Origin of the sequence: Bartonella sp. AC70YNML, from assembly GCF_042196545.1 — a bacterium.
GTDB lineage: Bacteria > Pseudomonadota > Alphaproteobacteria > Rhizobiales > Rhizobiaceae > Bartonella.
Genome location: NZ_JBHIQK010000018.1, coordinates 1 through 11,131 on the forward strand (window position 1 = coordinate 1; position 11,131 = coordinate 11,131).

Below are 11,131 nucleotides of genomic sequence, written 5' to 3' on the forward strand. Positions count from 1 at the left end.
GATGATGCTGTTATGACAGCTCTCTATTTTGCGCTCGCCAATTTTGGCGAATGTTAATTTGCTCTTTTATGTGATTAGCAATCCAATCTTTAAAACAAGATGTGATCTTTAAACGTATGTTATCGATATTTCAAACGACTAAATTTTAAACAATGTGATTTGTGCTGTGATAAAAACGTATCATAAGATTTATGAACTGTTATAAATGATATCTGCTTTTCATTTCATTTGAATGTTTACATGCGTTATAATATTTACATCATGATTTGCTTTTTATGGTCTATTCATACATGCCAATCTTATATAAAAAATGATCAATTTAGACACGCATAAAAAGATGGATTCTTGAGTGGATTCATATAAAATAATTGCAAACAACATATTGACTTTATTGTGTTTTTTGATATTATATCGAATCTGCCTTTATTGAGATACTGGAGTGCTATTTTTGCAAGATGTGGATTAAACACCACAATGGAATGCCATTCTGTTTTGTCTACTTTCTTATTGGTTGCCTTGTCTGTATAGCTCTCAGACGTTGCCATTCGAAAATTGACCACCTCGGTGCCAGATGACATTGTTTTGCTTTCTGGATTTGCACCTAAATGACCAATTAAAATCACTTTATTAAGCATGTTTGTAAGTCCCATTAAATGATGTAAAGATCATAACATATTTTATGTGTTTTTACAATGTTTTCAGTTGTCTAATAACAATTATTTAATGTTTTACATTATGTTATAAATCACTAAAGCGTGTAAAATCGGATTGAAAGGCAAGGGGAACGATTCCTGTCGGACCATGGCGTTGTTTTGCTATAATAACCTCGGCTTTACCCTTGGCTTGCTCCATTGCATCTTGCCACTTGCTATACTCAGCAGTGCCTTCTTTTAGTTCTTCATTTTTGAGATAGTATTCTTCACGATAAACAAACAGAACAATGTCGGCATCTTGCTCGATTGAACCAGATTCACGTAAATCGGATAATTGTGGACGTTTATCGGTTCGGTTTTCAACTTGACGCGAAAGTTGAGAGAGAGCGATGATGGGAATATTGAGTTCTTTTGCAAGTGCTTTTAATCCGGTGGTAATAGCTGTAATTTCTTGAACGCGATTTTCTAATGAACGCTTTGAACCGCTTGTCATGAGTTGGATATAATCGATAATCAAGACATCTAGACCATGTTGTCGTTTAAGACGCCTTGCACGAGCGGACAATTGTGCAATAGACAACCCACCCGTTTGATCAATATAAAGAGGGATTGTTTGTAAAGAGCGCATTGCGTGAATAATTTTTGCAAATTGCTCTTCTGAGATATTACCACGACGCATATCCGAAGAAGAAACCTTTATTTGTTCGGAAATAATACGAGTTGCAAGCTGTTCTGTTGACATCTCAAGTGAGAAGAAACCAACAATACCCCCTTCATTGGCTTGGCTGTTATCACGCTTACAAGCATTAGCAATATTAAAAGCAATATTGGTAGCAAGTGATGTTTTACCCATCCCAGGGCGTCCAGCAAGGATAATTAAATCAGATGCTTGTAATCCTCCCATTTTTTCATCAAGTGTTTTGATATGGGTAGCTATCCCTGAAAGCTGTGAGGAACGCTTTTTCGCTGCACTTGCCATGTTAAGTGCTTTTGCAATGGCTGTATCAAAGTTTTCAAACCCACCTCCATATTTTCCTTTTTCTGCTAGCTCAAATAACTGATTTTCAACAGTTTCAATTTGTTGTGATGTTGTAAGTTCTATAGAAACATCATATGCTCTATTCACAACTTGAGTGCCAAGGTTAATTAAAGAGCGTCGGATAAACAGATCATAAATGACACTCCCATAATCTTTAGTATTAATGATTGTTACAGCTTCTTTAGCTAAACGCACCACGTAATTATATACAGTGATGTCACCAATTTTCGCATCATTTTCAACAAAGGGCTTAATAGTAATGGGATCTGCAATTCTTCCCTTTTGAATAATTTGTGAAATGATATCAAAAAGCTTTTGATGCAACGGTTCAAAAAAATGCTCTGCTTTTAAAAAATCAGAAACGCTATCAAGAGCATTATTATTAATCAGGATTGCTCCAAGTAATGCCTGTTCCGCTTCAATATTATGGGGAAGTTGACGAAAAGAAGATTTTTCTTCTGTTTGAAAAGAAGGTAATTTAACAGCGTTCATTTTATTCATTATGATTTAAATTGATTTGATAAATGATAATTATAAATCACTGAATCTACAGTGTGAATCCCATTTTTATTTTACTTAACAGCTTGCTTTTTGATACGTTTTGTGCAATAAAGAGATGTTCTTTTATATTTCGATTGGTTACTTTAATCGTTTATTTAGATCGCTAATTGTTTTGCTCATGAAAGCCGTGTCTTAAAGGACGCGGCTTTTTTGCTATAAAGCAGCCCCCCGCCCCGTTATGTTATTTACGCTGCTTTATTTGTGCTTTGTTCACTACCATCAGTATCTTTATAAATTTTTTTATTGCCTTTAATAACGGCATTGCCATAAATTTTTACAAAGAAATAAACTTTCGTTTTTCCTTGAATGCATGCATTGTCATAAATTTCTGCACCTGGACAAATACAAGCCGCCCCAGTTATTTTTGCATTCCCATAAATCAAACCACCAACACAAGCATTATTCAAAACTTTTGCATTGTCATAAATTTTTGCTTCTGTCGATACCATGGCTTTATTACAAACAAGGGCATTCCCATAAATCTCCCCACAAATTATTGCATCATCGCATATTTTTGCATTGCCATGAACATAAGCAGCCTTCTCAAGAACCCGCGCTTTGTCACTAATCACTGCATTTCCTGATACCCTTGCTTCATTAAAAACATAAGCATCATGACGTATTTTTGCATTTTCAGAAACGACGGCATTGCAAAAAACAAGAGCATTATCGTAAACCCAGCAATTGCCATCATGTGACAAGTTGCTTTCATTTTCAATAAAACCGCCGAGATCCCCTGCCTTAACATCATCAAAATCTTTTAAAGCACGAATGCGGTGTAAAGTAAGACCATCTAAAATGAAGGTTTCATTAGTAAATTCATATTTTTTAGATACAGTTTTAGTGGTCATAGGTAGCTCCCTAATCTAATATTCAAACAAATTTTTAAATGAAATGGTTATAAGGAGGCGCCCCCGCACCGCCCTATTGTTTAATTAAGCAGCTTCTTTTTCACATTCTAAATCGTCATCATTTTCCGATTCAAGATCAGCATCATAATAGTCTTCAAAATCATCATAATACTCATGACGATAATAATCATCTTCACTACCAAATTCGGGATATGCTTCATTCCAAATATGATCATCTGCCGTTAAAGAAGCGGCGCTATGAACATAAGAATCTCCTGAGATAAGAGCACCACATACAACGGCATCATCGAAAACACGCGCGTCATCACAAATATGAGCAGCGCCGCTTATTTTTGCATTGCCTCCAACATGAGCATCATCACAAATGACGGCATCATCAGAAATATGAGCATGATCAGTTACATAGGCATTATCATAAATCTTTGCATTGCCTTCAATTACAACAGCACCTTTAATACGAGCATTCCCATAAAGACGCGCATTGCCTCCCATAAAAATAGCTTCAAAAATAGCATTCCCATAAATTTTTGCATTCCCACAAACGTCTACAAAAAAGCTTCTTACTTTTGCATTCCCAGAAACACGGGCATTTTGAAAAACGCGGGCTTTATCATATACCCAGCACGTACCATAATGCGATAGGTTGCTTTCATTTTCTATAAAACCACCTAGATCCCCTGCTTTGACATCTCCAAAATCTTTTAAGGCGCGTATACGGTATAATGTGAGACCAGTCATATGATCTATTTCATTGGTTAATTCATATTTTTTGGATGGTTTTCTCTTTTTAACTGTAGCGTTCATGCTAATTTCTTTCTTAACGTAATTAAGTTTTGAATTGACACCCTAAAAGGGCGCCGGGCGTTCAAAACACGGCGTTAAGTCCGTCGTCACACTTTTCTCATAAAGAGTATTGTATGGTGTGACCACACCCGACAAAATCGTTATATGCCAACGATAGCATAAAAGAAAGTCAGTATTTTAAGAAATGGGAGAAACCTTTTCGTGGTTTACCCGCTTAACGTTTAGTGTTTTGAAGCACTTGCCAACCTTATTAAACGACCTTTTCTTTAAAGTCAATACGTATTTTTTATTTTTTTCACTTTTTTTCATTTTGATATCTACCTAATTGAATACCAAGTGCTTTTTTTAGCTCTCTTTCTTTTTAAGAGATGATTGTATCGCGTAAATGGACATGTTTATTAAACTGCGTGTATGCAACATGAGAAAGAATGAATAAACTAAAAAAAAGTACCAAAAAACGATATCTAAATACCAAAATACAGTATAACTATTTGGAAAAATTAAAACGACAAGTGCTAAACTTATTAGCTTTAAGAGTCGGTGCATATAATGTTGTAAATCACGTGTTAATATCTTCCAACCTGTTGTATCATCATCTTTATATTTTGGACTGTTCTGCAACTCAAAAGGAATATGAGAATTGCATAAAATTACAAAAATATTTGTTATTATTATCAAACCAAAAGATGCAAATATCAAAATACCTTGGATAAAATAGGGATTTTTTTTAATTTCTAAAAAGCATAAAAATATAAAAATTATAATACCAAACAAGGCTCTTAGCTGCTTATCTGTAAACATATTTATTTCCTGCGGTTTTTGATAATTTTTTGATCTCTTTATTGATCTCATCTATGAGAGGTTCGTAATTGAGAACGCTTTTCGGAATACCACCCCCATATATCCAAGCTTTCACTTGCGCCTTGGTACTGTAATCAACATTCTCAGGTATCTCATGATACTGACCACCGTCAAATTCTTCATATTCTCTTGTACCATCATCATATTCGTAAAGATTGTAAAAATACTCTGCTACCCCTAATCCCCATGGTGCATATCCAACCGCTGTTGCAACGAACTTTTTTTCCCCCTTCTGTTTACGTTTTTTTAAAAACATTTGGTTTAATATCCCCTATCTAAATCCATAACTTTACCAATGGGTTTATTTGCCTCAAAATGGACCGTACAGAAGCATTTTTAATTTCAATGTGGTTTTTATCACAAAATATTTAAATCGCTCTGTACGGTGCCTTTCTGTCAATTTAAACGCATATCTATTCTCAAAATCATCAGCAAACTTCACTACTTTGCTGTTTATCCTTCAATGCTTTTAAATACGATTTCATGACTGATGCTTCCGAAAAAAGCTCTATTTCGGATCCATAAGTGTCTTTAAGCGTAGATCGCTGTTGCAAGTTGATTGAAGCTTTCTGAAAGGTTATTTGCGAAATTGTTTGACGGTGGTTTATAACATGCGCTTTCATATAGTTTTTTCACTTCTGATTTTTTGTGTTTCTTAATTACCAATCCATATTCTGGATGCGTAATCCAATTATCCCAAGCGCTTTGCCAATCGCGTTCATTTGCATTTCGACATGGATTGTTTTTTGAAAAGCGTACAAATTTTTCAAATTCTGATAAGGCTTCATCATGCGTTAATCCTTGTTCAGTTGCGTATTGAAAATCGGGTTTGAAATCTTCTAGTATTCTTTCAACTTCTTGTTTTTCCCTTATTTTCTTTGTTCCTTCAAAAAAGTTTGCTTTCTCTGGAAAATAAGCAGGCATTATCTTATCAACGATTTCTGAAAGTTGTTTTCCAACCTTTTTAACTTTTCGTGAAGGCAATTTCTCAATCATCGCTTCGTCAATTTGCCATCGGTTGTTAGCATTGTTTGAAGTGTTGGTATTTTGCTCGTGAATGATTGGTTGTTTGGTTTCTATCGTTTTGATTTGTTCTGATTGAACATCATCACACTCGATTGCCTTTTCAACAAAATCGTTTGTTTCTAAATTTTCAAAATCAATTTCTCTTTTTGATAAAATAATATTTTTTTTGTTATTGTTATTGTTAATGTTATTGTTAATGTTATTGTTATATATATAGGCATCATTAAGCATCGCTTTAGCATCATGCTTAGCATGCTTAGCATAATTAAGCATCGTTTTAGCATCATTAAGCATTGCTTTAGCATCGTTTTTATCAGTATTTTCAGCAACTTGAGCATCATCACAAGCATAAGTTGTATGTTTATCCCATCTTGCCTGCGCTGCTTTCTTTGCTCTCTCCGATAATCTCTTTGATCGTGATGTTTTTGATACCTTTTCTAAATTCTCATTAGAGTTATTGAGCTCTTCCTCAACATCTAAATTCCATAAGCGACCATCTGCTAAACGAATGAAATATCCTTCTTCAAGCAAAACATTCAGTGCCGCTTCAAACTTCTTCACTGAATAACCAGTGTAATGAGATAAAACTTTAATATTATAAAAAAGAGGTTCACCAGTACGCAACATACGTAACCGTAATCGCATATAGATATTGCCCTCTACAGCAGGCAAATAATCAACAACTATTGCCCACTGGTCTGCAAAAAGCCTCGTCCATGGCAACTTAGTTGACATACTTCACCTCCCTTTCTCCATTATTATTGCAAGTGAAATTATCTAGCTCTTCAGTGACGTTTTTGAGTTCTTTTTCAACTTCTGAATTCCACAACCCACCATTGTCTAAACGTATGATGAATCCATCTTCAATCAAGGAATTCAAAGCTGCTTCAAACTCTTCTACTGGATAACCAACCCAAAAAGCTAATACCCTTAAGTCCTTTAAAATAGGTTCACCAGTATGGAGCATTAGAAGTCGCAACATGACATAGATACATTTCTCGGTCGGCGACAAAAAAACAAGAGTAAGAAGCCATTTGTATGCAAAAAGCCTCGTCCATGGTAATTTACTGGACATGTATTGCCTCCTCTCTTTTCTTACTCCACCTTGCTAAAGCTGCTTTTGAAACTCTTTCTGAATATTTTCTTTGAACACTTTGATCAAAAGCTAATGACTTATGCCATAAGCGCCTATTCTCTAAACGCGTAATAAGACCCATCATTATTAAAGTTTCTAACGCCTTTTTAAACGTTTGCACTGAACACCCACACCAACCCGATAAACAAGACGCATAATTGATAAGAGGCGCTTTTCTATTATTCATTAGCAACACAAGTGTTGTATAAACAGCCTTCTCTGTCGCTTTTAAACTTGTAAGCTCTTTTAAAAACTGATCTGTATTAAATTTTACAAACGCCACTTTATTGTTGGACATCATTTGAGATCTCCCTTTCTTTAACTAAATGTAAAATTGCTAAAGCATCTGCTTCATTATCATCACATGGCTTGTATCCTTTAAGACACATTGCCTCTATCATCTCTTCTTTCGACGCATTCCCCTTCCCCGTCATCGCTTTCTTAATCGTACTTACTGGTATCCCCTCATACGGTATCTGATGCTGTTCACACCACGCCGTTAACGTTGCTAACAAACCGCCGTAAACATGCGCGGCATCTGTACCTTTATGACGCCTCACCTCTTCAAAATACACCGCGTCAATTTGACCTGCTGTCTGCTTTATTTCTGATAGCCATTGCTTAAAACGCAAGTAACGCATTCCACCGCCTTCAAAACGGCGCGATTGAAAATTCACGGTACCACTGAACATGTCACCACTTGCACCACGTATCGCCCACCCCGTTTTGGTACCTAGATCAAAACAAAGAATCGTGTTAATCACAGCGCCACTCCATACAAAACGTATTTTATAAGATTACTATTTTCCCATAAGCGGGGGGAGAAAGATGTGAGAAGTATGCCAACAATATATGATTTATTTTCTTCCACCATTAGTATAGCCGTTGGAGGCTTTGTTTTGTATACAAACTACAAAGCACAAAAAGAAAGATGTTTAGGACAAAAATTGCAAAGTTATAGTGTACGTGAAATTTTTGGACACATGAGTCCAAATAATCCTCAAGACCTTGAAACTTACCTAGAGTTAATCATCCACAATCCTACAAATCAAATAATCAAGATAAATCATATCAAAATACCCAAAGAATATCCGTTTGTATTTAATAAAGTATGCCGCCCAGATCCTAACGAAGCTATCACAGACTCTGAAAGAGATAGAAATGGAATAAAGGTCATCCCAAAAACTCCAAAGCACATTGATTTAATAGACCCAAAACTAAAGCCAGAGCATTTGGGTTTTTTTGATCTTTTTAGCATAAAAGCCAAAAGTAAATTAACTCTTTGGTTTAAGATACACCCAAAAGAACCGTCCTTCAGAAAACCTATAATCATTGTAGTTGAACACACCTCATGTAATGATCCAGAAGCAACGCTTGAAACCAAGTTTTGTCTTGGTTTTTTCCGGTGGACAGACCAGCAAAACGAAACGTGGTTTGATAAACTATTTAAAAGAAAGCTCTTCATGAATAATTCTAATAGCTAAAGCCATATTCCGCACTCCCAATAATAACGGAGTCGCTCCCATATTCTACGGTGCCAAGGTAGAGATGCCATGTATTGTTGTGGTGTTAACATAGACAATTTATAAGTCGTATTGGAAATGTAATTAAAGTTTGGAACTAGGTGATCACCACGTAATCTGCCGCCACCAAAAACAGCCCCTAAACCACTAATCCAACAATTACCTTCGTGACTGAGGTTCTCTTCACTCTCTACCCAGCCACCTAAATCACCTTTCTTTACTTTTCCAAAGCTTCTCAATGCTCGTATTCGGTGTAACTTGAAAGGACCGAGATCAACTGTATCGTCTGTAAGTTCGTATTTCTTTTTACTACTATTAACTAAATCACAACCACTAATAAAACCTGTATCAATCCATGCATCACCACACACACGGGCATTTTCACAAATTATTGCTGTACCGTATACATGTGCATTACCAAAAACTTGAGCATCAAAATAAACAATGGCATTGCCATAAACATGAGCGTTATCATAAACGTTGGCATTACCAAAAACCTTGGCTCGACCGTAAACCCTAGCACTACCATAAACCTTTGCATCGTCCCCAACCCAACAGTCTCCCTCATGACTTAAATTGCTTTCATTTTCAATAAAGCCACCTAGATCCCCTGCGTACACATCTCTAAAATTTCTTAAAGCACGTATACGATGAAGCGTAACTCCATTAACTTCGATTGTTTCATCAGTAGATTCATACTTCTTTTTAACTGTCATCTTATCCACTCCTCACTTACCCTTCTTCTTACTCTTCTTATTCTTATGAGGCGGCGCTTTTACTGCTTCATCACGCTGTTTAATCTCTTGCTTCAGTTGTTTAATTTCCTTGTCACGTTCTTCAATTTCCTCGTCGTCACGTTCTTCTATCTTTTGTTTAAGTTCTTTAATTTCCGTATCACGTGATTGCACATCTTCTTTTAGTGTCCGTATCTTTTCACTTTTCCGTTTAAAATCTTCTCGGTACGCATCTATCTTTTGTTTTAGTTCTTCTATCTCTTGCTTCAGTTCTTTAATTTCCTTGTCACGTTCTTCAATTTCCTTGTCGTCACGTTCTTCTATCTTTTGCTTCAGTTCTTTAATTTCCGTATCACGTGATTGCACATCTTCTTTTAGTGTCCGTATCTTTTCACTTTTCCGTTTAAAATCTTCTCGGTACGCATCTATCTTTTGTTTTAGTTCTTCTATCTCTTGCTTCAGTTCTTTAATTTCCGTATCACGTGATTGCACATCTGCTTCGAGTGTCATTACAACTTCACTTACATTTCTGAACGCCTTTTCATGCTCTTCAGTCTTTTGTTTCAGTTGTTTAATTTCCTCGTCACGTTCTTCAATCTCTTGCTTCAGTTGTTTAATTTCCTTGTCACGTTCTTCAAGATCCGCATCACATTCATCAATTGTCTGCTTGCTTTCCTTTAAATACCTAAACTCATTCTCTTTCATTTTTTTCTTAATATCTTGAACCTGCTCTTTAAGTGCTTTAACTTGATCGCGATAATGCAATGCAATACGAAACATCACTCCGCTTAAGAGCAAAACTGAAACCACTGCTATCCATAAAATTTCATTCGAACTCATTTTGATCTCCTTAAGGCTGCAAACTATCGCCGGTGTGATCAACACCGCGGCTCTTGCAAATTTTCGACATTGGGGGGTGTTGCTCTTGCATTAATCTCTGCAAGCGCTCGGGATAAAAAAAATCTTCTGGACGCAAATCTATCCCATGATCTCGCGCATAATTTAAAAGCATAATTTGGTATTTAGCTGGTATAATGCCGCCTTTACCCTCTCGCTTTTCAAAAGGATAAGCCCATTTTCGAATTACAATAACATTGCGATTAACAATATCAGCAACTTTTTTATAGCCACCTAGATACTCAATTATGAGTTTTGCGGTTTTCGTATATGTTTTTATCATAGCGATAAAAAATACGATATCCAAAATATTTAGTCAATACGAAAAACGTATCATTTTATTTTTTATATTGTAAGTACTTTAAAAATAAGGAATAAACTTAATTATGATTAGGCAAAAAGAGCTAAAAATTTGGATAAAAAAAGAACTTGATAAAATGGGACGAGGGAGCCAAGCTAAGCTTGCCGCCCATCTTGGTATAAGAAGACCAGCTATATCCAATATGATTAATCTTAATACAAATAGGGAAATGAGAGATATTAAGGCAGATGAATTAGTTAAAATTATGGAGTTTTTTAAAGATTCTTCACCTATTTCTGGATCTTACTCTGATGATTTTCTTTATTTATATTCACAAGCGAATGATTCTGAAAAGAAGATTGTCGAGGATCTTTTAAAATCTCTGCTCGCAGCAAGAAATTCATAAAAGCTTTTTTTTCACATTCGGTTAATTTATTTAGCATGATGGCTAGCTGCTTTTCTTTTATACTTTTTATCATAAGCACCTCATTAACATTAATGATATAAACAAAATCGAATAGGTTTATAAAAATAAAAATACGTTTTTCGTATTTTATCTATTGACATATGATTACGAAAAACGTATTAATTTCTCCATATCTTAGAAAATAACTTTTGCCAATAGGCTGTATGGAGGCATTTGTGAATAAACCAGTGTTTATAAATTCTGATGAAATTCTCTTAGTCATCTGCGAAAATGAAGAACAAAATCTCGCTAAATCTGG

14 protein-coding genes and 1 pseudogene are annotated in these 11,131 nt (G+C 35.4%); 2 read left to right on the forward strand and 13 right to left on the reverse strand.

Annotated elements, in window-relative coordinates; all coding sequences use genetic code 11:
- Positions 1-419: 419 nt before the first annotated feature.
- The 10 genes and pseudogenes from ACFIMU_RS08200 to ACFIMU_RS08245 form a co-directional block, all read right to left on the reverse strand.
- Positions 420-635: pseudogene (locus ACFIMU_RS08200) on the reverse strand (single-stranded DNA-binding protein); the annotation flags it as partial.
- Positions 636-738: 103 nt separating this feature from the next.
- Entirely contained in the window at positions 739-2,184 is a 1,446-nt protein-coding gene (locus ACFIMU_RS08205; RefSeq protein WP_375687074.1) for a replicative DNA helicase, read from the reverse strand.
- A 254-nt stretch (positions 2,185-2,438) separates the two neighbouring features.
- Positions 2,439-3,104 carry a hypothetical protein gene (locus ACFIMU_RS08210; protein WP_375687072.1) on the reverse strand — a complete coding sequence of 222 codons (666 nt, stop codon included), beginning with the start codon at positions 3,102-3,104 and terminating at the stop codon, positions 2,439-2,441.
- Between the two features lie 84 nt (positions 3,105-3,188).
- A complete protein-coding gene (locus ACFIMU_RS08215) occupies positions 3,189-3,929 on the reverse strand; it encodes a hypothetical protein (protein WP_375687070.1) in 741 nt (246 codons plus the stop codon).
- Between the two features lie 345 nt (positions 3,930-4,274).
- The gene (locus tag ACFIMU_RS08220; RefSeq protein ID WP_375615314.1) at positions 4,275-4,730 is read right to left on the reverse strand and encodes a hypothetical protein; all 456 of its coding nucleotides are present in this window, start codon (positions 4,728-4,730) and stop codon (positions 4,275-4,277) included.
- Positions 4,717-5,046: a hypothetical protein gene (locus ACFIMU_RS08225; protein ID WP_375697001.1), complete on the reverse strand. Its 330-nt coding sequence runs from the start codon at positions 5,044-5,046 to the stop codon at positions 4,717-4,719. Before ACFIMU_RS08225 ends, ACFIMU_RS08220 begins: the two co-directional genes overlap by 14 nt.
- Positions 5,047-5,321: 275 nt before the next feature.
- A complete protein-coding gene (locus ACFIMU_RS08230) occupies positions 5,322-6,551 on the reverse strand; it encodes a hypothetical protein (RefSeq protein WP_375697002.1) in 1,230 nt (409 codons plus the stop codon).
- Entirely contained in the window at positions 6,541-6,891 is a 351-nt protein-coding gene (locus ACFIMU_RS08235) for a DUF1376 domain-containing protein (protein WP_375696121.1), read from the reverse strand. The genes ACFIMU_RS08230 and ACFIMU_RS08235 overlap by 11 nt, the downstream gene beginning before the upstream one ends.
- Positions 6,881-7,252 (reverse strand): DUF1376 domain-containing protein, encoded by a 372-nt coding sequence (locus ACFIMU_RS08240; RefSeq protein WP_375607617.1) that lies wholly within the window; start codon positions 7,250-7,252, stop codon positions 6,881-6,883. Before ACFIMU_RS08240 ends, ACFIMU_RS08235 begins: the two co-directional genes overlap by 11 nt.
- Entirely contained in the window at positions 7,236-7,715 is a 480-nt protein-coding gene (locus ACFIMU_RS08245; protein ID WP_375697003.1) for a crossover junction endodeoxyribonuclease RuvC, read from the reverse strand. The genes ACFIMU_RS08240 and ACFIMU_RS08245 overlap by 17 nt, the downstream gene beginning before the upstream one ends.
- Before the next feature lie 75 nt (positions 7,716-7,790).
- On the opposite strand from ACFIMU_RS08245, the gene ACFIMU_RS08250 reads away from it, so the two are divergent.
- Positions 7,791-8,435, forward strand: a complete 645-nt coding sequence (locus ACFIMU_RS08250; protein WP_375664598.1) for a hypothetical protein — start codon at positions 7,791-7,793, stop codon at positions 8,433-8,435.
- Here the strand turns inward: ACFIMU_RS08250 and ACFIMU_RS08255 are convergent.
- Genes ACFIMU_RS08255 through ACFIMU_RS08265 form a run of 3 tightly spaced genes read right to left on the reverse strand, consistent with a single transcriptional unit; the run spans position 8,432 to position 10,388 of the window.
- Positions 8,432-9,190 carry a hypothetical protein gene (locus ACFIMU_RS08255; RefSeq protein ID WP_375687060.1) on the reverse strand — a complete coding sequence of 253 codons (759 nt, stop codon included), beginning with the start codon at positions 9,188-9,190 and terminating at the stop codon, positions 8,432-8,434. The two genes, ACFIMU_RS08250 and ACFIMU_RS08255, sit on opposite strands and share 4 nt — an antisense overlap.
- Positions 9,191-9,202: 12 nt before the next feature.
- Positions 9,203-10,048: a hypothetical protein gene (locus ACFIMU_RS08260; RefSeq protein ID WP_375697004.1), complete on the reverse strand. Its 846-nt coding sequence runs from the start codon at positions 10,046-10,048 to the stop codon at positions 9,203-9,205.
- Positions 10,049-10,058: 10 nt separating this feature from the next.
- Complete coding sequence (locus ACFIMU_RS08265) at positions 10,059-10,388, reverse strand: hypothetical protein (RefSeq protein WP_375697005.1); 330 nt, start codon at positions 10,386-10,388, stop codon at positions 10,059-10,061.
- 103 nt (positions 10,389-10,491) lie between these two features.
- Between ACFIMU_RS08265 and ACFIMU_RS08270 the strand changes: the two genes are divergently transcribed.
- Positions 10,492-10,812 carry a transcriptional regulator gene (locus ACFIMU_RS08270; protein WP_026500698.1) on the forward strand — a complete coding sequence of 107 codons (321 nt, stop codon included), beginning with the start codon at positions 10,492-10,494 and terminating at the stop codon, positions 10,810-10,812.
- The last annotated feature ends 319 nt before the right edge of the window (positions 10,813-11,131 follow it).